The sequence below is a fragment of the Enterobacter cloacae complex sp. AR_0002 genome, from assembly GCF_001922365.1.
Classification (GTDB): Bacteria; Pseudomonadota; Gammaproteobacteria; order Enterobacterales; family Enterobacteriaceae; genus Enterobacter; species Enterobacter hormaechei_C.
The window spans coordinates 831,669-855,640 of sequence record NZ_CP018814.1; the positions used below are offsets into that span (position 1 = coordinate 831,669).

Below are 23,972 nucleotides of genomic sequence, written 5' to 3' on the forward strand. Positions count from 1 at the left end.
ATGTGTGGCATTTTCAGTAAAGAAGTCCTGAGTAAACACGTTGTCGTTGAATACCGCTTCTCTGCCGAACCTTATATTAGTGCCTCAAGCAGTAATGTCTCAGTTTTATCTAAGTCAAAGCCTGCGGGCTAAGAAAACACTCTAAGGAATTTTGCAAATGGCAAAGATTAAAGGTCAAGTTAAGTGGTTCAACGAGTCTAAAGGTTTTGGTTTCATTACTCCTGCTGACGGCAGCAAAGATGTGTTCGTACACTTCTCTGCAATCCAGGGTAACGGCTTCAAAACTCTGGCTGAAGGCCAGAACGTTGAGTTCGAAATTCAGGATGGCCAGAAAGGCCCAGCTGCGGTTAACGTAACTGCTATCTGATCGAATCACTGCTGACTGAAGCGCTCAGCGCTTCGATCCCAGACATAAGCCTCGCCGATGCGGGGCTTTTTTATTCGCTTATTTTTCAAAATATTACGTAATCCTCCGCTGTTATTATCTTGTTGCAAACCCGCGAGAATATTAGCATTGTTTTCCCGCCTTCTTATCCGCTTTTCCCGTTAAATCAGGGCGTTGATCAACAGCCCTGGGGTTAAGGTGAAAAAAAAGACAATAACGACCACCGGAAACTTTACTCCGGCACGTTTTGCACTTCTGTGTCTCGCTATCTTTTGTAGTCTTGCGTTTTTGCTGGGCCGCGTGGCGTGGCTGCAAATTATCAAACCGGATAATCTGGTTAAGCAGGAGGATATGCGCTCCCTGCGCGAAGTGGCGATAGACGCCCCGCGGGGGATGATTGTGGACCGTGAAGGACGACCCCTTGCGGTGAGCGTACCTGTCCAGGCCGTCTGGGCCGATCCCAAAACAGTGCTTGAAAAAGGGGGGATCGGTTATGATTCGCGCTGGCAGGCCCTGGCAAATGCCTTACACCTTTCTCTGAGCACGCTCGCATCGCGAATCAACAGTAACCCGCACGGGCGATTTATTTACCTTGCCCGTCAGGTTGATCCCTCCCAGGCAAAGTGGATCGATAAGCTGCGTCTTCCGGGTATCAACCTTCGCGATGAGTCCCGCCGCTTTTATCCTGCCGGGCACGTGGCGGCGAACCTGATTGGCTTCACCAATATTGATGGTCAGGGCATTGAGGGTGTCGAGAAAAGCTTCAACACGCAGCTTACCGGGAAGGCAGGCGTGCGGCTGGTCAGGAAAGATCGCTACGGACATGTGGTGGAGAACCTCACGGAGGTGGCTCCCGTACCTGCACATAATATCCAGCTTAGTATCGATGAACGCCTGCAAACTATCACCGAAGACGCGCTGGATAATGCCGTGGCGTGGAACAAAGCTGAGTCAGGCGCGTCGGTGCTAATTAATATCCAGACGGGCGAAATTCTGGCAATGGCGAGCTTCCCCGACTTCAACCCCAACAACCGGGAAGGGGCAACGCTGGATGATTTTCGCAATCGCGCGATCAGCGACACCTTTGAACCTGGCTCTACCGTTAAGCCTCTGGTGCTGATGACGGCGCTACAGCAGGGGCTGGTACAGCCTGACAGCGTCATAGACACGCATCCCTACACCATTGATGGCCATCGTATCCGCGATGTGGGCTACTATCCCGAGCTGACGATGACCGGCATCCTGCAAAAATCCAGTGACACGGGCGTGTCCCGTCTTTCGCTGGCGATGCCTGTGCAACGGTTACTGGATACCTATAAACACTTTGGCTTTGGCGAGAGTACCGGGCTTGGCTTAACGGGAGAAAGCGCAGGTTTACTGCCGCAGCGGAAATTCTGGAGCCAGTTAGACCGGGCGACCTTTGCCTTTGGATATGGCCTGATGGTAACCCCCCTCCAGCTGGCGCATGTGTATGCCACCATCGGCAGCTATGGCATTGAACGGCCTCTGTCCATCACCCGAATCGATCCGCCGGTGATTGGCAAGCGGGTGATGCCCGAGGAAATTGTTCACGAGGTGGAGCACATGATGGAGAGCGTCGCATTACCCGGCGGTGGTGGAATCAAAGCGGCGGTGCGTAACTATCGCGTGGCGATAAAAACCGGGACGGCCAAAAAAATCGATGAACACGGTAAGTATGTGGATAAATACGTCGCCTATACCGCAGGCGTTGCGCCTGCCAGCGATCCCCGTTTTGCGCTGGTGGTGGTGATTAACGATCCGCAAAACGGTGCCTATTACGGCGGGGCCGTTTCCGCGCCCGTTTTCAGCGAAATTATGGGGAACGTTCTGCGTCTGGAAAACGTAAAGCCTGACGGGCTGCCGGCAGATTCTGACCATCTGATCGTGATGCATCACCCAGCCGTTTATAACCCTGGCGAATAGCGGTACACTTCGCCTTTTGGTTTACGCCCTGGAGCTGTCATGTCTTTCAGTTGTCCCCTTTGCCACGCGCCGCTGACGCGCGCGGAGAAAACGTTTATCTGTCCACAGGGACATCAGTTTGACCGGGCGAAAGAGGGCTATGTAAATCTTCTGCCGGTACAGCACAAGCGCTCCCGGGACCCGGGTGACAGCGCGGAGATGATGCAGGCGCGCCGGGCGTTTCTCGATGCCGGGCATTATCAACCGCTCAGGGATGCCGTTGTCGCCATACTCCGTGAATATCTGACAGAAGGCGCATCCGCCATGCTGGATATCGGCTGCGGCGAAGGCTACTACACCGCCACGTTTGCTGACGTAGCGGCTGAGAAGGGCGCCGAAACTTACGGGCTGGACGTATCTAAAGTGGCAATCCGTGCGGCAGCCAAACGCTACTCAGCGGTAACGTTCTGCGTGGCCTCCAGCCACCGCCTGCCGTTTGAAAAAGCGAGTATGGACGCCGTGGTGCGTATCTATGCGCCGTGCAAGGCAGAGGAGCTGGCGCGCGTCGTTAAGCCCGGCGGCTGGGTTATCACCGTTACGCCAGGGCCGCGTCATCTGTTGGAGCTAAAAGGGCTGATCTATGATGAAGTTCACCTGCATGCGCCGCACTCTGAACAGCTGGCGGGCTTTGCGTTAAAGCAGGCGCAGTCGGTAGCGTATGAAATGACGTTGCAGGGAAGTGAAGCGGTGGCGTTACTGCAAATGACGCCGTTTGCGTGGCGGGCAAAACCAGAGGTGTGGGAAACGCTGGCAGCGCAGACAGAATTTCGCTGCCAGACGGATTTCAGCATCCATTGCTGGCAGCGCGAAGGTTAACCCGCGAAGTGTGCCCAAAGGATTTGGGCACCAATCCCGATCAACACGATACCGCCCAGAATTTCGGCGCGTTTGCCTAACAGCGGGCCAATGAACCGACCCACCATCATCCCCAGCGTTGACATGATCAGCGTGGCGCAGCCAATCGCCAGCGCGGTGGCGATAATATTGACCTGCATAAACGCCAGACCGACACCCACGGCCATTGCATCCAGGCTGGTTGCGATGGCGGTTGTCACCAGAAGCCAGAAGCCGTGGCGTTGCAGCGGCGCATCATCTTCATCGCCGTTGCCACGAAAACCTTCAATCACCATACGTCCGCCGAGGAACACCAGCAGCACGAAAGCAATCCAGTGATTCCACTCCAGCACAAACTGGCTGGCGAGCATCCCCAGTCCCCAGCCGATAAGCGGCGTCAGCGTTTCGATAGCGCCAAAGATGAGACCGGTACGCAGGGCTTCGGAAAATTTAGGTTTATGGAGAGTGGCACCTTTGCCGATAGAGGCGGCAAATGCGTCCATGGACATGCCAAAAGCCAGAAGGATCGTAGCGGAGATATTCATAAGAGCGTCCAGACCGGGGATATCCATATGACACATCACTGCCCCCAGTAAACAGCAGTTGATGTATCTATGGTCTCGCCTGATCGCTTCTGGCACAGTAATTGTGCTTAAAAACGATCCGTACGCGCCACGTTTTTCAACGAGTATGTTGACACGTACATTTCCCGCAGGCAGGAAATCGGCTACTCCCCAACGACGGGCGCAACCTTAACATATTTTGAGAATATAAAACAACAACGAAGATGGCTTTATATAGCCACTATGTTGATAACGATTTTCATTTAGATTTATGCGTGAAAATATCGTTAATAAATATAAGTCAATTAACAGAGGAGATATAGCACCGGCTATATTGCTGGTTCAAGAATAATGCAATATATAGCCGATGCTATAATGATAAATCATTGAGTTTTAACAAGTAATTTGTATATCTTTTCCAGGTCATCAATATTTCTGACCCGGATGAGCAGGCGGCGTTGTTCTAATTGCATCACCAGAACCCCGTCTTCGGATAAATTCATCTCTTTAATACGGTTATATTCTATCCAGACATTGGCGAAGAAGAATCCGTGTTTTTTAAAAATGAGTTTTGGCGAGCGGATCCAGAACAGGTAAATCGCCATTAATGCCAGCGCACATAATAACCATGTGGTTAATATTGCGCCGTGGCTGGTCACATTATTGTAAATGAGGATGACTACCAGACCGGCGAAGATAAACGCATCAATGCGTCCACGGCGTAAGAGGGGAAGGGTCAGCAGCGTCTCGCCGTGGCGGCGAGGCATAATAAACTCGTCATAGATCGCGTAAGCCAGAAGGGCAACAATAAATAAAACCAGTACGGTGTCCGTGACAGTCATTCATCCTCCAGATAAAAAGACCGGGGGCAAGCCCCCGATCAGTAACGCATTTTATTACAGACCCAGCAGGCCGACAGCGTAGCCCGCGATACCGATGACGAAGAAGCCAACGATGATCCAAAGCGGGTTCACTTTCTTACGCAGCAGCCACATACAGGCGAAGGTTAACAGCAGCGGTACCAGGCCCGGCATCAGCTGGTCCAGAATGGTCTGCACGGTGGTAACGCGCGTCTGACCATCCTGACCGGTGATCGTTGATACCACCAGCGGGATGTTTACGTGCGTCCACTTGTTAACCAGCGCCCCCATTACAAACAGGCCGAGAATTGACGCCCCCTCAGTCAGTTTTTGCAGGAAGCCGCCGCCCATATCCTTAACGATATCCACACCTTTACGATAGCCGTACGCCACGCCGTAGTAACGGGTCAGCAGACGCACCGCGTTGAACAGGATGAAGAACAGCAGAGGACCGAGCAGGCTGCCGCTCATGGCGATCCCGGCGCCCAGCGCCGCAAAGACCGGACGCACGGTACCCCAGAAAATCGGGTCGCCCACGCCTGCCAGCGGCCCCATCAGACCAACTTTGATACCGTTGATGGCACCATCGTCGATTTCAGCCCCGTTCGCACGCTGCTCTTCCATCGCCAGCGTCACGCCCAGAACCGGCGCCGCAACATAAGGATGGGTGTTGAAGAATTCCAGATGACGCTTAATTGCCTGACGGCGTGCTTCGTTGTTTTCCGGATACAGGCGTTTGATGGCCGGCACCATGGAGAAGCAGAAGCCGAGCGCCTGCATACGTTCGAAGTTCCATGAACCCTGAAACAGGTTAGAACGGATGAACACGCCACGAATATCACCCGGAGTGAGTTTTTTCTCAGTGGTAGTTTTTGTCATATCAACCATTTCGCTCACCTGTTAGTCCAGTTCGTTATCGAGATCGTTGTTACCAGCAGCCTGCGCAGGGGCACCCGCGACACGGTTGTATTTCGGGCTGAGCTGGATATAAAGAATCGCCATCACCGCACCAATCACACCCAGCGCAACCAGGTTGAAGTTGGTGAACGCAGCGGTAACGAAGCCGAGGTAAAAGAATGGCATCAGGTAGCCCGCGCGCATCATGTTGATGACCATCGCATAACCGACCACCACGATCATACCCCCGGCGATATTCAGACCGCTGGTGACCACTTCAGGGATCGCATTCAGCATGCCCTGAACTTCGCTGGTACCGACAGAAATCGCCACGATAACCGCAGGGATCGCGATACGCATCGCTTGCAGGAACAGGGAAGAAACGTGGATCCAGGAGAGCGCGGTGAGGTTGCCGTTTTCGGCCGCCTTATCCGCCGCGTGCTGGAAGGCCACGGTAATAGTACGGACGATAATGGTCAGCACCTGACCCGCTGCGGCCAGCGGGATGGCCAGCGCGATACCGGCACCGATACTCTGATGACCGGCGATAACCAGAACGGTCGAAATAATGGACGCCAGCGCGGCATCTGGCGCAACTGCCGCACCGATGTTCATCCAGCCGAGGGCGATCATTTCCAGGGTACCACCGATGATGATACCGGTTTTCATGTCACCGAGAACGGCACCAATCAACGTACAGGCCACCAGAGGGCGGTGGAACTGAAATTCATCAAGTACGGACTCCATACCCGCAATACACGCGACGATGAACACCAGCACAATCTGAAGAGTAGTAATCTCCATTGCACTTCTCCTATTACATAAGCTCTATATGAAAAACCGGCCCGGGCTTATTTCCCCACTTTGCCGATCAAATCCATCATTTTCAGTTTCTGATCCGTGGAAACCTTACGGGCTTCCAGCTCGATACCGCGTGCATTCAGCTTGTTGAAGGCCTCGATATCTTTCGCATCCACTGAAATCGCGTTGTTGACCTGCGTTTTGCCCTGACGGAAAGCCATACCGCCAATATTAACGGAGGTGATTTTCACGCCGCCTTCAACAATGCGTTCGACGTCTGTCGGGTTGGTGAAGAGAAGCATCACGCGCTCACCCGCATATTTCGGGTTGTTGTAAACGCGGATCATTTTGGCGACATCCACGACGTGCGCGGTGACGCCCGGCGGTGCAACCTGGGTAAGAAGGGTTTTACGGACAGTGTCGGCGGCCACTTCGTCACTGACCACGATGATGCGTTGTACGTTGGTCTCTTTGGTCCAGCGCGTCGCCACCTGGCCGTGGATCAGACGGTCATCAATACGCGCAAGGCCGATAACCATGTAATCGTTCGGACCCATTGGCTTCGCCGGTGCAACGGCTTTTGGTGCAGCAGGGGCAGGGGCAGGTTTTTCGACCGGCTGCGCTTTCAGCGCCTTCACCCCTTCGCGACCGGTTTCCACCGCCAGCGCCACCAGCTCGTCAAAGCCTGGGTTGTCGTCACGCGCCATGAAGGTTTCCACCAACATCGGGATATTCACCCCGGCGACGACTTCATAATGCTCTTTATCGACGACAATGCGGCTGGCAGCGTTGAACGGGCTGCCGCCCCATGTATCCACGAGAAACAGCACGCCTTTGCTGGTATCCAGCTTCTCAAGCTGAGCAGTGTATTTTTCAATCAGCGTCTCGGCATTTTCACCGGGAACGAAATCGATCCAGCCGACGTTTTCCTGCTCGCCCAACAGCATTTCTGCCGTTTTGAGTAACTGCTCCGCAGCCCAACCATGTGTGCCTATGACAATAGCAATGGTCACTTGCTACCTCCTTTTATTATCATTTATACGTCTGCCAGGCAGGCGTACTGAGAATCGTATTGGCGAACCGAATCGATTCAGATAAGGGTTAGAGTTCAAAAAAACTAAGACTTCCGCGAATTATTTTAGATAGTGAAAAAATAATTTATGTGATGAAGATCCGTAATTTAGCTACGCCTTACAGATTTTTCTCTAAGATAATCCGCGTGTGTTACAGAAGTTTGCAAAGGAACGTAAATCTTTGCTAAAAACCAATTGTCTCTGATATGTTTAGCGTCCGTTTAATTATTCAGGAGTATAGGGCTACAGCCCACTATATGGACCGTCACCGACGTCAGTCATCTTCCAGGCCATTCCGCGCCTTAATCACCGGCGATCTTCGCCACGCATCGACTCTCATTCCCTTTGAAATGCCCGACATTAGCGGGGCACCGTTTTGTCATTCCTTTAGCAGGAGCGTGTCATGGAATTCTTAATGGACCCGTCAATCTGGGTAGGCTTGCTTACGCTGGTCGTGCTGGAGATCGTTCTCGGTATTGATAACCTGGTGTTTATCGCCATCCTCGCAGATAAACTGCCGCCGAAACAGCGTGATAAAGCCCGTCTGATCGGCCTCTCGCTGGCGCTGATCATGCGTCTGGGCTTACTGTCTGTTATCTCGTGGATGGTCACCCTGACGAAGCCCCTGTTCACCGTCATGGATTTCACCTTCTCCGGCCGCGATTTAATTATGCTGGTAGGGGGACTGTTCCTGCTGTTCAAAGCCACAACAGAGCTGCATGAACGGCTGGAGAACCGGCAGCACGATGATGGCCACGGTAAGGGTTATGCCAGCTTCTGGGTGGTTGTTCTCCAGATTGTGGTGCTTGATGCGGTCTTCTCACTGGATGCGGTGATTACGGCGGTCGGCATGGTGAACCATCTGCCGGTGATGATGGCGGCGGTGGTGATTGCGATGGCGGTAATGCTGCTGGCGTCGAAACCGCTGACGCGTTTCGTCAACCAGCATCCGACGGTCGTTGTGCTGTGTCTGAGCTTCCTGCTGATGATTGGTCTGAGCCTGGTGGCAGAAGGGTTTGGCTTCCATATTCCGAAAGGCTACCTGTACGCCGCGATTGGCTTCTCGATTCTGATCGAGCTGTTTAACCAGATTGCGCGCCGTAACTTTATTAAGCAGCAGTCGAATCAGCCGCTGCGAGCCCGTACCGCAGATGCGATTCTGCGACTGATGGGCGGGCGTCGTCAGGTGAACGTGCAGGCTGATAACGAGAACCGCAACCCGGTTCCGGTGCCGGAAGGCGCGTTTGTGGAAGAAGAACGCTACATGATCAATGGCGTGCTTTCGCTGGCTTCCCGCTCCCTGCGCGGTATTATGACGCCGCGCGGCGAAATCAGCTGGGTGGACGCCAACCTGAGCGTCGACGAAATTCGTCAGCAGCTGCTCTCCTCGCCGCACAGCCTGTTCCCGGTCTGCCGGGGTGAGCTGGATGAGATCATCGGTGTGGTACGCGCGAAAGAGATGCTGGTGGCGCTGGAAGAGGGCGTTAACGTCGAGGCCGTAGCGGCCGCGTCGCCCGCAATCGTGGTGCCTGAAACGCTGGATCCGATCAACCTGCTGGGCGTATTGCGTCGTGCTCGCGGGAGCTTTGTTATCGTCACCAACGAATTTGGTGTGGTACAGGGCCTGGTGACGCCGTTGGACGTGCTGGAAGCCATTGCCGGTGAATTCCCTGATGCGGATGAAACCCCGGAAATCGTTGCCGACGGTGACGGCTGGCTGGTGAAAGGCACCACCGACCTGCACGCGCTCTCGCACACGCTGGGCGTCGAAAACGTGGTCAATGATGATGAAGACATTGCCACCGTGGCGGGGCTGGTGATCTCCGTTAACGGGCAGATCCCGCGTATCGGTGATGTGCTGGAGCTGCCGCCGCTGCAAATTACCATCGTCGAAGCCAACGACTATCGCGTTGATATGGTGCGTATTGTTAAAGAGCACTCTGCGCACGACGAAGAAGAGTAACGTTATCTAGCGTAACGGCAGTAAGGGCACGATGTGTCCGTTGTGACGGGCTGGCGGAGAGTGGCTTTCCGCCAGCCATTTCGGAAACTCGCGCAGCGGCATTGGCCGCGCATACAAGTACCCCTGCAAAATATGTACGCTGTGACGGCGCAGGTAGCGTGACTGCTCCTCGGTTTCCACCCCTTCCGCAACCAGTTCAATATTCAGCCGCTGGCCAAGCGCAATAATAATATCTGTTACCGTTGAGTTCACGGCGTCGGTGCCGATCGCGGTGGTGAAGGATTTATCAATTTTCAGCACATCCGGATGCAGTTTTTCTAGCCATGAAAGTGAGCTGTTGCCGGTACCAAAATCATCAATCGCAAGTTTCACCCCTTTGCGGTGCAGCTCCCGCACGATGCGGTAATCCACATCCAGCAACGCATCGCGTTCGGTTAACTCCACGATCAACTGTTGAACAGGGCTGGCGTTAAACCAGATGCGGTTGAGATCCTGGATAAGCGCAGCGCGGCGAAAATGGCTGGCGGCCACGTTAATGCCGATATGGAAATCGCGCGAGGCAGGGAAATAGCCTATCTGCCGCACCGTTTCGCTGATGACGTAGCGGGTAAGCGGAATAATCAGGTTATGTTCTTCGGCCAGAGGGATAAAGACATCGGGCGAAATCCATCCCTGACGCGGGTTGTTCCAGCGCAGGAGGATCTCGACGCCGACGCATTCCCGGGTGCGGGCATTCACCAGCGGCTGGCAGAAGAGTTCAAACTCCCGGGCCGCAATTCCCATGTTGATTTCCCAGGTGAAACTGATTCGCCGCGCCGTGGCGAGCCAGGCGATATAGCCCATCAGTAAGCTGAGCATCAACGCCAGCGGCAGCTGGGTGGGCAGATTTTTTAACGCCATTTCGCCAGGCCCGGGGCCGCTCACCGTGACGCTGAAAGGGTAATGTTGTGACGACTGTTCCAGCAGGGAGGCGTTTTCATCGAAGGTCGGCGTAGTCGTCACCTGTTGCCCGTCGCGGAGGAAGTTATCTCCTACTCTCAGGACAACGTCGGTGATCTGCGGCCGCTGCGGCTCGAGAATCATTTTAGTGATGAGATCGATATTCACCACCTCCATCACCCCGTCGTTGCCGTCGCCCGCAACGGGAGACCACTGAATCAGTACCGGGCTGCCTTTTACCAGCCACCGGTCAGTCGACAGCAGCAGCCTGGATTCACTGACTGGAAGCTCCGGCACAAACTCACTGACGAGCACATTACGGCTGCCAAAGACGCTTGAGCAATACAGTATTCCGTCTTGAATGAGGGCGATGGAGCGTACGGTCTGGAGGATCGCCGCCTGTTTTCGCAGGATCAGATTTGCTTCGGAACAGGGTATGCCAACCAGTGAAAGTAGCGTTTCACGCTGGGCCTCTAACGAGAGAAGCACCTTATCAAGCGCACGCACGGTGTGTTGGGTAAAGTCGTGGATCCGATCCTGATTTATGTTGCGCTGTGAAATAAAGCGAATGCCCAGCGTCAGGACGAGCGTAACGAGCGCAACCGTGACACAGACGATAACGCGTTTTCGGCGATAGTCTTTAATGATCGTTTGTGCAGTTTGCATGAACGGTCGCCTGTTAAGCACCGGCCAGAAAAGCCAGACGCAACAGTGACAGTGTAGTGGGGAATACGTGAAGCGACGAGACGAGAGGGGAAAATTCGCCCATCCGTTGCAGATGGGCGAAAGGAAGGCTTAGTCGCACTGCACCTTAATGGCCAGACCGCCGCGCGAGGTCTCACGGTACTTCGCGTTCATGTCCTTGCCGGTTTCGTACATGGTTTCAATAACCTTATCCAGCGACACGCGTGGCTCGCTGGTACGGCGCATCGCCATACGCGAGGCGTTGATCGCTTTGACGGAGGCGATGGCGTTACGCTCAATGCACGGCACCTGCACCTGACCGGCAACCGGGTCACAGGTCAGACCGAGGTTGTGCTCCATACCGATTTCCGCCGCCACGCACACCTGCTCAGGGCTGGCGCCCAACAGTTCCGCCAGACCCGCTGCCGCCATAGAGCAGGCCACGCCCACTTCACCCTGACAGCCTACTTCGGCACCAGAGATGGACGCATTCATTTTGTACAGCGCGCCGATAGCGCCTGCCGCGAGGAAATAACGGATATAGATATCCGGTGTCACGGGCTCAATAAAGTGATCGTAATAGGCCAGCACCGCCGGAACGATACCGCACGCGCCGTTGGTCGGCGCCGTCACCACGCGACCACCCGCTGCGTTCTCTTCGTTAACCGCGAGGGCAAACATGTTCACCCAGTCGACCACGTTCATTGGGTCATTGGAGAACTTGTCGGTGGTGACCAGCATGCGGCGCAGCGCAGAGGCACGACGCGGTACGCGCAGAGGCCCAGGCAGAACACCCTCGGTGTTCATCCCGCGGTCAATACAGGCGCGCATGGTTTGCCACACGTTAGCAAAATAGTCTTCGATCTCTTTCTTGCTGTGCAGCGCCAGTTCGTTCTGCATCACCATGCCGGACAGGGACAGACCGGTCTCTTTGCAGTAGCCCAGCATCTCGGTGGCCGATTTAAACGGATAGGGCACATTGACGTCGCCCGCGCTCTCTTTACCAAAGTGTTCTTCGTCAACGATAAAGCCGCCGCCGATGGAGTAGTAGGTTTTACTGTAGATCTCTTTTTCGCCGCTCCAGGCGTGGATGGTCATGCCGTTTTCATGCAGCGGCAGGTTGTCGCTACGAAAACGCATCCCGTCATCCTGCGGGAAGTCCACTTCGTGCTGACCGTTAGCCAGCAGTAAGCGTCCGCGCGTTTCCACGTCGCGGATAAATGCCGGAATGGCATCAATATCAACAGTGTCCGGCATATTGCCTGCCAGACCCATAATAATGGCGATATCGGTGTGGTGGCCTTTACCCGTTAATGACAGTGAACCGTAAACGTCTACGGCGACACGGGTAACGCTTTCCAGTAATCCTTTTTCGACCAGATCATCGACGAACTGTTTACCGGCCTTCATCGGCCCTACAGTGTGGGAAGAGGAAGGACCAATCCCCACTTTGAACATGTCGAATATACTAATCACTTTCACACTCCTGACAGGGTTACTGGGGTTCCAGTAACGATGTTATAACTGCGCATAGTGTAAGAGGGAACACCAACCTCGGCTTAACTATTCACATGAATTAAACTAATGGTTAACGATGGTTTTGCTAATAGCGCGACGCCGATCGCAAACCTGCCAGAAAAGGGTGGAATGTAAAGTATAGTCAAGGCTTCAGGCCGATTTGCAGGGCCAGCTCACGAATGATGCCTGCCGTCATGCCCCAGACAAAATAATGCTGATACCACGACAGCCAGACCCGATGATCGTGTCCGCGGCGGTGAATATCCAGTGGGTGATAGCGGCCCAGACGAAGGGCCTCTTCCAGCGGCATTTCGAACACCGCTGAAACTTCATCGACGTTGGCGTGATACTGAAGATCGGGCGGAATAATGCCAACGACCGGCGTGACCTGAAAACCGGTTACGCTGTCCACTGGCGGCAGCACGCCGATCACCTCGACTGTCTCCGGGGGGATCGCCACTTCCTCATGCGCTTCACGCAGTGCGGCGGCAATCAGGGATGCATCGGTGCTGTCCACCGCGCCGCCCGGAAACGCAACCTGACCGGCGTGTTTTCGCATATGCGGTGAGCGCTGGGTAAGCAACAGACCCGGCTGCTCACGGCGCACGACCGGGATCAGCACCGCCGCCTGACGTTGATTCAGCGTGGCGCGGCTAACCTGGGGCCGCAGAAGCTGAAAGCGTGACAGAAAATCATCCAGCGTCAGGTTGTCTTTCTTCACCGTGAGTTCTCCAGTTGTTTCAGGATACGATTCACTTTATCAAAGGTTTCCTGATATTCCGCCTCGACCTGGCTATCGGCCACAATGCCACCGCCTGCGGAACAGTACAGGTTACCGTCGCACGCCGTCAGGGTGCGAATAGTGATGCTGGTATCCATGGTGCCGCACAGACTCACATAGCCGATGCTGCCGCACCAGGCGTTGCGGCGATGTGGTTCCAGTTCGTCGATGATCTCCATCGCCCGGACCTTCGGCGCGCCGGTGATGGAGCCGCCCGGAAACGCGGCGCGGAGCAGATCGCAGGCGGTTCGCGAGGCCGGCAGGCGTGCGGTGATGGTGCTGACCAGATGATGCACCGCCGGGAAAGGCTCCACGACGAACAGCTCCGGCACGCGCACGCTGCCCGGCTCGGCGACGCGACCAATATCATTGCGCATCAGATCGACAATCATCAGGTTTTCGGCACGATCTTTGGGAGAGGCCGCCAGCGTCTCCGCCTGCTGGCGGTCGGCGTCGGCGTTGGCAAGGCGCGGCAGTGTGCCCTTTATTGGGCGGGTCTGAATCATACCGTCAGCCAGGTGGATAAAACGCTCAGGCGAAAGGCTGAGTATGGCGCCGTGTTCAAAGCGTAAAAATGCACTGAACGGGGCCTTATTGCTGGCATTGAGGCGGGTAAACGCCTGCCATTCGTCTCCCTTGTACGCCGCCTGGAAACGCTGGGCAAGGTTGACCTGATAACAGTCGCCACTGTGAAGATACGCCTGCACACGGGAGAATTTTTCCGCGTATTCCTCCGCGCTCATGTTCGAGCGCCAGCCGGAGGTCAGCATAAAGTGTTCCGGGGCGGCGGGCCGTTGCGCCTCAAGCCAGGCCAGACGCGCCTGTACGTCCCGGTGGCTCAGCAGAGAAACCGTCTGCTTACGGTGATCCACGATCAGCGCCCAGTCATACAGCCCCACCGCCATATCCGGCAGGGAAATATCCGCCTGCGCATGCTCGGGCAGCTTTTCGAAACGGCGACCCAGATCGTAACCAAACAGGCCCAGCGCGCCCCCCTGGAAAGGCAGATCCGGATCCGGTGTGGCAGTTAAGCCCAGAGCATCGATCTCGTTCTGAAGCCGCATCAGCGGATCGTCCGTTGGCGACAGCGCATCGGTCGTCAGCGTTTTAACCGGGTCGGCCACCAGAATATCAAAGCGGCTGTAGGGGTGATCCGCATGGCCGGAGTGCAGCAGCATGGCAAAAGGAAGGTGGCTCAGACGGGCAAACCAGAACTCCGCGGCGTCAGCACGCCAGGGCAAGGTCATAACAGTGGGGAAGCGCATGTTCATGTATGGCATACTACCGGGCAGCGTGAAATAATTAGCGCGAATAATTTAGCAGGAGTTAACGATGTTTGCAGGTTTACCTTCTCTCAGCCATGACCAACAGCAGAAAGCCGTTGAACGTATTCAGGAGCTGATGTCCCAGGGGATGAGCAGCGGACAGGCAATTTCCCAGGTCGCGGAAGAACTTCGCGCCACCCATACCGGCGAGCGGATCGTGGCGCGCTTTGAGGATGAAGATGAAGAATAACCGGCTTACACTGCCGCGATAATCTTGATCTCAACCTTATATTCCGGTTTCATCAGCGTGGCCTGTACGGTGCAGCGTACAGGCGCGTGACCCGCCACCACCCACGCATCCCATGCTTTATTCATCGCCGCGAAATCGTCTTTATTCGCCAGAAAAATCGTCGCATCCAGAATGCGGGATTTGTCGCTGCCCTGTTTTTCCAGTACGGCGTCGATCTGCGCCAGGGTGTTGGCGGTCTGCTCGAAGGCGTCGGCGTCCAGATTGGCAGGGACGCCGGTGTAGTACAGCGTCTGGTTGTGGATCACCACATCAGACCAGCGGGCTTCGGCATCAATGCGCGTAATTGTCATAAACGTATCCTCGTTATCTTTCGTCGTCAGGCGGCAAGACTGCCATAATGTTCCGCCGTCGTCACTATTTGGGGTGGCACCGGAGAGAAGGGGCTGACATAATCCCTGTGCAAAAATACAGTGAGAGAACACCGTGGCAGACGATTTTTCCCCAGAGGGTCAGTTAGCACAGGCTATTCCCGGCTTTAAACCGCGCGAACCCCAACGTCAGATGGCGCATGCCGTTGCGCACGCTATCGACAAGGCGCAGCCGCTGGTCGTGGAGGCCGGTACCGGTACGGGGAAAACGTATGCTTACCTCGCTCCTGCGCTGCGGGCGAAAAAGAAGGTGATCATCTCTACGGGATCAAAAGCGCTCCAGGATCAGCTCTACAGCCGCGATTTACCCACGGTGGCGAAAGCGCTGAAATACAAAGGGCGTCTGGCCTTGCTGAAAGGGCGTTCTAACTACCTGTGTCTGGAGCGTCTTGAACAGCAGGCGCTGGCGGGCGGCGACCTGCCGGTACAAACCCTGAGCGATGTGATCGTCCTGCGCGCCTGGGCCAACCAGACGGAGGAGGGGGACATCAGCACCTGCGCGAGCGTGCCGGAAGACTCCCCGGCCTGGCCGCTGGTGACCAGCACCAATGACAACTGCCTCGGCAGCGACTGCCCGCTGTATAAAGACTGTTTTGTGGTGAAAGCGCGTAAAACCGCGATGGACGCCGACGTGGTGGTGGTGAACCATCACCTGTTTCTTGCGGATATGGTGGTCAAGGACAGTGGTTTCGGCGAGCTGATCCCGGAGGCGGAGGTGATGATCTTCGATGAAGCCCATCAGCTACCGGACATCGCCAGCCAGTATTTTGGTCAGTCGCTCTCCAGCCGTCAGCTTCAGGATCTGGCGAAAGATATTACCATTGCCTATCGCACCGAACTCAAAGATACCCAGCAGTTGCAGAAGTGCGCGGACCGCCTGGCGCAATGCGCACAGGATTTCCGCTTACAGCTTGGCGAGCCGGGCTATCGCGGCAACCTGCGCGAACTGCTCGCAGACAAAAATATCCAGCGCGCGCTGCTGCTGCTCGATGATGCCCTTGAACTCTGCTACGACGTGGCGAAACTGTCCCTCGGACGTTCAGCGCTGCTGGACGCCGCCTTCGAGCGCGCCACGCTTTACCGTGGGCGGCTGAAGCGGCTGAAAGAGATCAACCAGCCGGGCTACAGCTACTGGTACGAATGTACCTCGCGCCACTTCACCCTGGCGCTCACGCCGCTGACCGTTGCTGATAAATTTAAAGAGGTGATGGCGCAAAAGCCCGGCACCTGGGTCTTTACCTCGGCCACGCTGTCGGTCAATGACGATCTGCACCACTTTACCGAGCGCCTCGGCATTGAGCAGGCGGAATCCCTGCTTCTGCCGAGCCCGTTCGACTATGAGAGACAGGCGCTGCTGTGCGTGCCGCGCAATCTGCCGCTGCCTAACCAGCCGGGCGCGGCGCGACATCTGGCGGCCATGCTGAAGCCGATGATCGAGGCCAACAACGGGCGCTGCTTTATGCTCTGCACCTCACACGCCATGATGCGCGATCTGGCCGAGCAGTTCCGCGCCACCATGACGCTACCGGTGCTGTTGCAGGGGGAAACCAGTAAAGGCCAGCTGCTCCAGCAGTTTGTCAGCGCCGGTAATGCCCTGCTGGTGGCGACCAGTAGTTTCTGGGAAGGGGTAGACGTGCGCGGCGACACGCTCTCGCTGGTGATTATCGATAAGCTGCCGTTCACATCGCCGGACGATCCGCTTCTGAAAGCGCGCATGGAGGACTGCCGTCTGCGCGGGGGCGATCCGTTCGACGACGTCCAGCTGCCGGACGCGGTCATCACGCTTAAACAGGGGGTAGGGCGACTGATCCGCGACGTCACCGATCGCGGGGTGCTGGTGATCTGCGACAACCGCCTGGTGATGCGTCCCTACGGCGCGACCTTCCTCGCCAGCCTGCCGCCCGCGCCGCGCACGCGGGATATTAAACGCGCGGTCCGCTTCCTGGCGAACCCGACGGCGGAGTAATTCTTCCCGGAGTGTGTTAAGATGCGCGCCATTTTGTGACTGACCATTGCGAGAGCGCGACGACTGATGCGAATTCTGGCTATTGATACCGCGACAGAGGCCTGTTCCGTTGCCCTGTGGAACGACGGTACGATTTTTGCTCATTTCGAAGAGTGCCCACGGGAACACACCCAACGTATTCTGCCCCTGGTAAAAACCATTTTAACCGAGGGCAACACCGCCCTGACTGACCTCGACGCGCTGGCCTACGGCCGTGGTCCGGGCAGCTTTACGGGCGTACGTATCGGGATTGGCATTGCGCAGGGGCTGGCGCTGGGCGCTGACCTGCCGATGATCGGCGTCTCCACGCTTGCGACCATGGCCCAGGGAGCATGGCGCATGACCGGCGCCACCAGCGTGCTGGCTGCGATTGATGCCCGCATGGGGGAAGTCTACTGGGCGGAGTACACCCGTGACGAAAACGGCGTCTGGCACGGCGAAGAGACGGAAGCGGTGCTTAAACCTGAAGCCGTCACCGGGCGCCTGAAACAGCTCTCCGGTGAGTGGGCGACGGTCGGAACCGGCTGGGCGGCATGGCCTGAGATGGCGAAGGACACCGGCCTTACGCTGGTGGACGGTAACATGCTCCTGCCCGCCGCAGAAGATATGCTGCCGATTGCCTGTCAGCTACTTGCCGCAGGAAAAACCGTGGCGGTTGAACATGCTGAACCGGTTTATTTACGAAACACCGTCGCGTGGAAGAAACTTCCTGGCCGCGAGTGAATCTCAGTAACAGGAACTGAGAAAAAGGAGTCGCATCATGGCGGTTCAGACTAAAGTTGTACGCTTTCTTATGGCAGGCGCGGTTGCCATAGCACTGAGCGGGTGCGTCACCGTTCCTGATGCGATCAAGGGCACCAGCCCGACGCCACAGCAGGATCTGGTACGCGTGATGAATGCCCCGGAGTTGTATGTCGGGCAGGAAGCGCGGTTTGGCGGCAAGGTGGTTGAAGTGCTAAACCAGCAGGGGAAAACCCGGCTGGAGATTGCCACTGTCCCGCTGGACGACGGCGCGCGGCCTGTTCTGGGTGAAGCCTCGCGCGGGCGGATCTACGCTGACGTCAGCGGCTTCCTCGATCCGGTAGATTTCCGCGGGCAGCTTGTAACCGTCGTCGGGCCGATTACCGGTTCGGTGGCGGGGAAAATCGGCAATACGCCATACAAATTTATGACCATGCAGGTGAACGGCTACAAACGCTGGCGTATTGCCCAGCAGGTGGTGATGCCGCCACAGCCAATCGATCCGTGGATGTGGGGACCGCATCCGTATCGTTACGGCTACGGTGGCTGGGGTTGGTACAATCCAGGCCCTGCACAGGTTCAAACAATAGTAACTGAGTAAGTTACTGTTATTGCTAGGAAAGAGACAGCGGCTCAGCCGCTGTCTCTGTTTTTTTACGGATAAAACGAAAAAAAAGAGTGACGCGCTTCGCAACCTGCAATCTGAACAATTAATAAACTGGTACGCTGAGTTAATATAATGTTAACAAACTGTTTATTATCGGGGCTGTGATGACGACGAACACTCATTTCAGAGGTGATGCATTGAAAAAGGTTTGGCTTAACCGTTATCCCGCGGATGTCCCTGCGGAGATCAATCCTGACCGTTATCAATCCCTGATTGAATTATTTGAACACTCGGTACGGCGCTACGCTGACCAGCCCGCGTTCGTGAATATGGGCGAAGTGATGACCTTCCGTAAGCTGGAAGAGCGCAGCCGGGCGTTTGCGGCCTATTTACAGGAAGGGTTGGGCTTGCAGAAAGGGGATCGCGTCGCGCTGATGATGCCAAACCTGCTGCAATACCCGGTGGCGCTGTTCGGCATCCTCAGGGCAGGGATGATCGTGGTTAACGTTAACCCGCTCTATACCCCGCGCGAGCTGGAACATCAGTTGAATGACAGCGGCGCGGCGGCGATTGTGATTGTCTCCAACTTTGCCCACACGCTGGAAAAAGTCGTTGAAAAAACTCAGGTTAAGCACGTCATCCTGACGCGCATGGGTGACCAGCTCTCTACCGCGAAAGGTACGCTGGTCAACTTTGTCGTTAAATACGTTAAGCGGCTGGTGCCGAAATACCACCTGCCGGATGCCATCTCTTTCCGCCGTGCCCTGCATGCGGGCTACCGGATGCAGTACGTGAAGCCGGAGATCGTGTCCGAGGATCTGGCCTTCCTGCAATACACGGGCGGCACCACCGGCGTGGCGAAAGGGGCGATGCTGACCCACCGTAACATGCTGGCGAACCTTGAGCAGGTTAACGCCACCTACGGGCCGCTGCTGCACCCGGGCAAGGAGCTGGTGATCACCGCGCTTCCGCTGTATCACATTTTTGCGCTGACCATGAACTGCCTGCTGTTTATCGAGCTTGGCGGTCAAAACGTATTGATCACCAACCCGCGCGATATCCCGGGGCTGGTCAAAGAGCTGGCGAAATACCCGTTCACCGCCATGACCGGCGTGAACACCCTGTTTAACGCGCTGCTTAACAATAAAGAGTTCCAGCAGCTCGATTTCTCCACGCTGCACCTCTCCGCGGGCGGCGGGATGCCGGTTCAGCAGGCTGTTGCCGAGCGCTGGGTGAAACTCACCGGGCAGTATCTGCTGGAAGGCTATGGCCTGACGGAGTGCGCCCCGCTGGTCAGCGTTAACCCGCATGACATCGACTACCACAGCGGCAGTATCGGTCTGCCGGTCCCGTCGACGGAAGCAAAACTGGTGGATGATGAGGATAACGAAGTGCCTCACGGTGAGCCAGGGGAGCTGTGCGTCAGAGGGCCGCAGGTGATGCTGGGCTACTGGCAACGTCCGGATGCCACGGATGAGATCATCAAAGACGGCTGGCTGCACACGGGCGACATCGCGGTGATGGATGACGAAGGCTTCCTGCGCATCGTCGATCGCAAGAAAGACATGATCCTGGTGTCAGGGTTCAACGTCTATCCGAACGAAATCGAAGACGTGGTGATGCAGCACAGCGGCGTGCTGGAAGTGGCGGCGGTGGGCGTTCCTTCCGGCAGCAGCGGTGAAGCGGTGAAGATATTTGTGGTCAAGAAAGATCCTTCTCTGACCGAGGATGCGCTGATAACGTTCTGTCGCCGTCAGCTGACGGGCTATAAAGTGCCGAAGCTGGTGGAATTCCGGGATGAGCTGCCGAAATCCAACGTCGGGAAGATATTACGACGAGAATTACGTGACGAAGCCCGTGCCAAAGTGGACAATAAGGCCTGAGCTTCACGTTAATCGCCCAGACGCCGGTTAAGCCGGCGTTTTTTATGGGGGCAAACAAAAGAGAGTCCGATTTGAATTACCAGATGATCACTACCAACGACGAGCTGGCTTCGCTGTGCGAGGTGACGCGTGAATTTCCCGCTATCGCCCTGGATACGGAATTTGTCCGCACCCGAACGTACTATCCGCAGCTGGGTCTGATTCAGATGTATGACGGCAAACACGTGTCATTGATTGACCCCCTCGGCATTACCGACTGGGCGCCAATGCGCGAGCTGTTGCTGGATACCGCCGTGACCAAATATCTGCACGCGGGCAGTGAAGATCTGGAAGTCTTTCTCAACACTTTTGGCATCATGCCGCAGCCGCTGATTGATACCCAGATCCTCGCGGCGTTCAGCGGTCGTCCGCTCTCCTGGGGCTTCGCCGCGATGGTGGAAGAGTACACCGGTCTGACGCTGGATAAGAGCGAATCGCGTACCGACTGGCTCGCGCGTCCCCTAACGGCGCGTCAGCTTGAATACGCCGCGGCAGACGTCTTTTACCTTCTTCCAATTGCCGGCCAGCTTATGAAAGAGGCTGAGGCGTCCGGCTGGCTGTCTGCCGCACTGGACGAGTGCCGCATGACGCAGCAGCGTCGTCAGGAAGTGGTTGATCCGAAAGAGGCCTGGCGTGACATCACCAACGCCTGGCAGCTGCGCACCCGCCAGCTGGCCTGTCTGCAACTGCTGGCTGACTGGCGTCTGCGTAAAGCACGTGAGCGCGATCTGGCGGTTAACTTCGTGGTGCGTGAAGAACACCTGTGGGCGGTGGCGCGCTATATGCCGGGTAGCCTTGGCGAACTGGACAGCATTGGCCTTTCCGGGAGTGAGATCCGTTTCCACGGTAAAACGCTGCTCGCGCTGGTAGAGAAAGCTCAGCAGCTGCCGGAGGACGCACTGCCAGAACCACTGCTTAACCTGATGGATATGCCGGGCTACCGCAAGGCGTTCAAAGATATCAAAGCGCTGGTGCAGACGGTGGCGGGGGAAAGCAAACTCAGTGCCGAACTGCTGGCTTCACGTCGTCAGATTAACCAGCTGCTGAACTGGCACTGGAAGTTGAAACCGCAAAATGGTTTACCGGAGCTGGTCGCCGGATGGCGGGGGGAACTGATGGCCGAACGCCTGAATACCCTGCTGGAAGGGTATCCGCGCTAAAGAATTGTAGCCCCGGTAAGCGCAGCGCCACCGGGGAAATTGCCGGGTGGCGCGTTGCTTGCCCGGCCTACAAAACCACAACCGGATTAACGCGACTCTTCCGCTTCCGGAAGCGTGACGTTCAGCTCCAGAATCGAAATATCCCCGTCTTTTTGCTCCAGCTGAACGGTGACCATTTCCGGGTCAATCTGCACGTATTTGCAGATCACTTCCAGAATGTCTTTGCGCAGCTGCGGCAGGTAGTGCGGTTCGGCGTCGCTACGACGACGTTCCGCCACAATGATTTGCAGACGTTCTTTTGCGATGTTGGCGGTGCTTTTTTTCCGCGAGAGAAAAAAGTCCAGTAATGCCATAACTTATCCTCCGAACAGGCGTTTGAGGAAACCTTTCTTCTCTTCTTCAATGAAGCGGAAAGGACGTTCTTCTCCCAGCAGACGGTCAACGGTATCCGCATACGCTTTACCCGCGTCTGCCTGTGTATCCAGGATCACGGGCTCGCCCTGGTTAGAGGCGCGCAACACGGACTGATCTTCCGGGATCACGCCAACCAGTTTGATGCGCAGGATCTCCAGCACGTCTTCCATGCTCAGCATGTCACCTTTGTTCACCCGGCCCGGGTTGTAGCGGGTCAGCAGCAGGTGCTCTTTGATTGGCTCCTGGCCATTTTCCGCGCGACGGGATTTCGAGGCCAGAATGCCGAGAATGCGGTCGGAATCACGTACTGACGAGACCTCCGGGTTGGTGGTGATGATGGCTTCATCCGCGAAGTAGAGCGCCATCAGCGCGCCGGTTTCGATACCGGCCGGGGAGTCGCAGACCACGAAGTCGAACTCCATCTTTTTCAGATCGTCGAGCACCTTTTCCACGCCTTCGCGGGTCAGGGCGTCTTTATCACGTGTCTGGGACGCCGGAAGAATGTAGAGGTTCTCGGTACGCTTATCTTTAATCAGCGCCTGGTTAAGGGTGGCATCGCCCTGAATGACGTTCACGAAGTCATACACCACGCGACGCTCGCAACCCATGATCAGGTCCAGGTTACGCAGACCGATATCGAAGTCGATTACGACGGTTTTCTTTCCCTTCTGGGCCAAACCAGTAGCGATGGCCGCGCTGGAGGTGGTCTTGCCAACGCCTCCTTTACCCGAAGTCACAACAATAATGCGTGCCATAGAAATTCCTTGTTAAAAGGGATCAATTTAACGGTTGAACGGTCAAAGCGTTATCTGCCAGTTGCAGACGGGCCGCTTTGCCATAAAATTCGGCTGGGATTTTATCGCTCAGCCAATATTCACCTGCGATAGACACCAGTTCTGCCGTCAGGTGAGTACAAAAAATTTGTGCTTCTCGATCGCCGCTGGCGCCCGCAAGCGCACGTCCACGCATCATACCGTAAACGTGAATATTGCCATCTGCAATCAGTTCAGCGCCCGCACTGACGTGGCTTGTAACAATCAGATCACAGTTTGGCGCATAAATGCGCTGACCGGAACGAACCGGCAGATCAATCAATCGCGTTTTTGTGACTGGGGCTACATTTTGCGCCGGAGGCGGGGGAGCGGGAACGGTTGCAGGCGTTGCACGTGGGGCTTTTTCTTTGCCCTCGTTTAACAAGGGCAAACCCGCGCGTTCAATTTCGGCTTTTAACTCTGCGTCTTTGCAGCCGCTAATGCCCACGATGCGCAACCCCGTGGAGGCGACGGCCTGCTGGAGCCGCTTCCAGTTAATCGGCCCCTCAAGGTCGCTTACATTGACGACGACAGGAGCATGCTTAAGAAAAGCGGGAGCCTGCGCGATTTTGTCTTCTAACGCCTGACGAATAACCTCGGGTTTTGCATCATGCAAATGAACCACTGATAAGGTGAAGCTACTGCCTTTAAGCTCGATGGGCGTATTTGACATCCTGGCCTTACTCAATTTGCTATTAACCGCAACACATCGCCGCGATATTCCGAAGAGTATCAGGCATGTTATAGTCAGGAGTATATTGAGGCAAGCAACCACCCGTTAATTCAGAGTAAAAACATGTTTTGTGTGATCTACAGAAGTACCAGCCGCGACCAGACCTACCTTTATGTCGAAAAGAAAGACGATTTTTCCCGCGTGCCTGAAGAATTAATGAAAAGCTTTGGCCGACCGCAGCTGGCGATGCTGCTGCCGCTGGACGGCCGTAAGAAGCTGGTGAACGCCGATCTGGAGAAAGTCAAAAAGGCGTTAACCGAGCAGGGCTATTATTTACAGCTTCCGCCGCCACCGGAGAATTTATTAAAACAGCATCTTGAGGTGAGCGGAAAGAAATAAGCCCGGGTCCTTCCG

At 55.9% G+C, this 23,972-nt stretch carries 25 protein-coding genes and 1 pseudogene; 13 read left to right on the plus strand and 13 right to left on the minus strand.

What is annotated here, in order from left to right; all coding sequences use genetic code 11:
* The 4 genes and pseudogenes from AM329_RS04100 (at position 1) to rlmA (ending at position 3,184) form a co-directional block, all read left to right on the plus strand.
* A pseudogene (locus AM329_RS04100) lies at positions 1-145 on the plus strand (DUF2627 domain-containing protein).
* Positions 146-157: 12 nt separating this feature from the next.
* Positions 158-367 (plus strand): transcription antiterminator/RNA stability regulator CspE, encoded by a 210-nt coding sequence (gene cspE / locus AM329_RS04105; protein WP_001062678.1) that lies wholly within the window; start codon positions 158-160, stop codon positions 365-367.
* Between the two features lie 216 nt (positions 368-583).
* Positions 584-2,329: a peptidoglycan glycosyltransferase FtsI gene (ftsI, locus tag AM329_RS04110; RefSeq protein ID WP_003859909.1), complete on the plus strand. Its 1,746-nt coding sequence runs from the start codon at positions 584-586 to the stop codon at positions 2,327-2,329.
* 39 nt (positions 2,330-2,368) lie between these two features.
* On the plus strand, positions 2,369-3,184 hold the full coding sequence (gene rlmA / locus AM329_RS04115; RefSeq protein WP_023314329.1) for a 23S rRNA (guanine(745)-N(1))-methyltransferase: 816 nt from the start codon (positions 2,369-2,371) through the stop codon (positions 3,182-3,184).
* On the opposite strand, the gene mntP is transcribed toward rlmA, so the two are convergent.
* The 5 genes from mntP to manX form a co-directional block, all read right to left on the minus strand.
* A complete protein-coding gene (mntP, locus tag AM329_RS04120) occupies positions 3,181-3,747 on the minus strand; it encodes a manganese efflux pump MntP (protein WP_032610243.1) in 567 nt (188 codons plus the stop codon). The two genes, rlmA and mntP, sit on opposite strands and share 4 nt — an antisense overlap.
* Before the next feature lie 401 nt (positions 3,748-4,148).
* Positions 4,149-4,607, minus strand: a complete 459-nt coding sequence (locus AM329_RS04125; protein ID WP_003859912.1) for a DUF986 family protein — start codon at positions 4,605-4,607, stop codon at positions 4,149-4,151.
* A gap of 54 nt (positions 4,608-4,661) precedes the next feature.
* Complete coding sequence (locus AM329_RS04130; RefSeq protein WP_006810994.1) at positions 4,662-5,513, minus strand: PTS mannose transporter subunit IID; 852 nt, start codon at positions 5,511-5,513, stop codon at positions 4,662-4,664.
* A gap of 12 nt (positions 5,514-5,525) precedes the next feature.
* Positions 5,526-6,326, minus strand: a complete 801-nt coding sequence (manY, locus tag AM329_RS04135) for a PTS mannose transporter subunit IIC (RefSeq protein WP_003859914.1) — start codon at positions 6,324-6,326, stop codon at positions 5,526-5,528.
* Between the two features lie 47 nt (positions 6,327-6,373).
* Positions 6,374-7,336 carry a PTS mannose transporter subunit IIAB gene (manX, locus tag AM329_RS04140; protein WP_032609499.1) on the minus strand — a complete coding sequence of 321 codons (963 nt, stop codon included), beginning with the start codon at positions 7,334-7,336 and terminating at the stop codon, positions 6,374-6,376.
* Between the two features lie 317 nt (positions 7,337-7,653).
* On the opposite strand from manX, the gene AM329_RS26305 reads away from it, so the two are divergent.
* Complete coding sequence (locus AM329_RS26305; protein WP_370883315.1) at positions 7,654-7,812, plus strand: hypothetical protein; 159 nt, start codon at positions 7,654-7,656, stop codon at positions 7,810-7,812.
* On the plus strand, positions 7,800-9,359 hold the full coding sequence (gene yoaE / locus AM329_RS04150) for a CNNM family cation transport protein YoaE (protein WP_003859916.1): 1,560 nt from the start codon (positions 7,800-7,802) through the stop codon (positions 9,357-9,359). The genes AM329_RS26305 and yoaE overlap by 13 nt, the downstream gene beginning before the upstream one ends.
* A 6-nt stretch (positions 9,360-9,365) precedes the next feature.
* Here yoaE and AM329_RS04155 read toward each other — a convergent pair whose 3' ends face one another.
* The 4 genes from AM329_RS04155 to pabB all read right to left on the minus strand — a co-directional run bounded on the left by AM329_RS04155 (position 9,366) and on the right by pabB (position 14,552).
* On the minus strand, positions 9,366-10,964 hold the full coding sequence (locus tag AM329_RS04155) for an EAL domain-containing protein (protein ID WP_032609498.1): 1,599 nt from the start codon (positions 10,962-10,964) through the stop codon (positions 9,366-9,368).
* Positions 10,965-11,093: 129 nt separating this feature from the next.
* Positions 11,094-12,458: an L-serine ammonia-lyase gene (sdaA, locus tag AM329_RS04160; protein ID WP_003859920.1), complete on the minus strand. Its 1,365-nt coding sequence runs from the start codon at positions 12,456-12,458 to the stop codon at positions 11,094-11,096.
* A gap of 184 nt (positions 12,459-12,642) precedes the next feature.
* Positions 12,643-13,221, minus strand: coding sequence for a CoA pyrophosphatase (locus AM329_RS04165; protein ID WP_032609496.1), 579 nt, complete (start codon positions 13,219-13,221; stop codon positions 12,643-12,645).
* Positions 13,218-14,552, minus strand: coding sequence for an aminodeoxychorismate synthase component 1 (pabB, locus tag AM329_RS04170; protein WP_003859923.1), 1,335 nt, complete (start codon positions 14,550-14,552; stop codon positions 13,218-13,220). The genes AM329_RS04165 and pabB overlap by 4 nt, the downstream gene beginning before the upstream one ends.
* Before the next feature lie 61 nt (positions 14,553-14,613).
* Here pabB and AM329_RS04175 point away from each other — a divergent pair, with 61 nt between their 5' ends.
* The gene (locus AM329_RS04175; RefSeq protein WP_003859925.1) at positions 14,614-14,796 is read left to right on the plus strand and encodes a YoaH family protein; all 183 of its coding nucleotides are present in this window, start codon (positions 14,614-14,616) and stop codon (positions 14,794-14,796) included.
* A 5-nt stretch (positions 14,797-14,801) separates the two neighbouring features.
* Here AM329_RS04175 and AM329_RS04180 read toward each other — a convergent pair whose 3' ends face one another.
* Entirely contained in the window at positions 14,802-15,146 is a 345-nt protein-coding gene (locus tag AM329_RS04180) for a RidA family protein (protein WP_003859927.1), read from the minus strand.
* Between the two features lie 133 nt (positions 15,147-15,279).
* Here AM329_RS04180 and AM329_RS04185 point away from each other — a divergent pair, with 133 nt between their 5' ends.
* The 5 genes from AM329_RS04185 to rnd all read left to right on the plus strand — a co-directional run bounded on the left by AM329_RS04185 (position 15,280) and on the right by rnd (position 21,659).
* Positions 15,280-17,190 carry an ATP-dependent DNA helicase gene (locus tag AM329_RS04185; protein ID WP_003859928.1) on the plus strand — a complete coding sequence of 637 codons (1,911 nt, stop codon included), beginning with the start codon at positions 15,280-15,282 and terminating at the stop codon, positions 17,188-17,190.
* Between the two features lie 66 nt (positions 17,191-17,256).
* A complete protein-coding gene (tsaB, locus tag AM329_RS04190) occupies positions 17,257-17,952 on the plus strand; it encodes a tRNA (adenosine(37)-N6)-threonylcarbamoyltransferase complex dimerization subunit type 1 TsaB (RefSeq protein ID WP_032609494.1) in 696 nt (231 codons plus the stop codon).
* A 37-nt stretch (positions 17,953-17,989) separates the two neighbouring features.
* Positions 17,990-18,571 carry a Slp family lipoprotein gene (locus AM329_RS04195; RefSeq protein WP_015570309.1) on the plus strand — a complete coding sequence of 194 codons (582 nt, stop codon included), beginning with the start codon at positions 17,990-17,992 and terminating at the stop codon, positions 18,569-18,571.
* Positions 18,572-18,774: 203 nt separating this feature from the next.
* On the plus strand, positions 18,775-20,460 hold the full coding sequence (gene fadD, locus AM329_RS04200; RefSeq protein WP_003859933.1) for a long-chain-fatty-acid--CoA ligase FadD: 1,686 nt from the start codon (positions 18,775-18,777) through the stop codon (positions 20,458-20,460).
* Between the two features lie 83 nt (positions 20,461-20,543).
* Complete coding sequence (gene rnd, locus AM329_RS04205; RefSeq protein ID WP_122959317.1) at positions 20,544-21,659, plus strand: ribonuclease D; 1,116 nt, start codon at positions 20,544-20,546, stop codon at positions 21,657-21,659.
* A gap of 86 nt (positions 21,660-21,745) precedes the next feature.
* Here the strand turns inward: rnd and minE are convergent, their stop codons facing one another.
* Genes minE through minC form a run of 3 tightly spaced genes read right to left on the minus strand, consistent with a single transcriptional unit; the run spans position 21,746 to position 23,558 of the window.
* A complete protein-coding gene (gene minE / locus AM329_RS04210) occupies positions 21,746-22,012 on the minus strand; it encodes a cell division topological specificity factor MinE (RefSeq protein WP_003859937.1) in 267 nt (88 codons plus the stop codon).
* A gap of 3 nt (positions 22,013-22,015) precedes the next feature.
* On the minus strand, positions 22,016-22,828 hold the full coding sequence (gene minD, locus AM329_RS04215; protein WP_003859938.1) for a septum site-determining protein MinD: 813 nt from the start codon (positions 22,826-22,828) through the stop codon (positions 22,016-22,018).
* Between the two features lie 22 nt (positions 22,829-22,850).
* Positions 22,851-23,558: a septum site-determining protein MinC gene (gene minC, locus AM329_RS04220; protein WP_022651428.1), complete on the minus strand. Its 708-nt coding sequence runs from the start codon at positions 23,556-23,558 to the stop codon at positions 22,851-22,853.
* A gap of 123 nt (positions 23,559-23,681) precedes the next feature.
* On the opposite strand from minC, the gene AM329_RS04225 reads away from it, so the two are divergent.
* Positions 23,682-23,957, plus strand: a complete 276-nt coding sequence (locus AM329_RS04225) for a YcgL domain-containing protein (protein WP_006810982.1) — start codon at positions 23,682-23,684, stop codon at positions 23,955-23,957.
* The last annotated feature ends 15 nt before the right edge of the window (positions 23,958-23,972 follow it).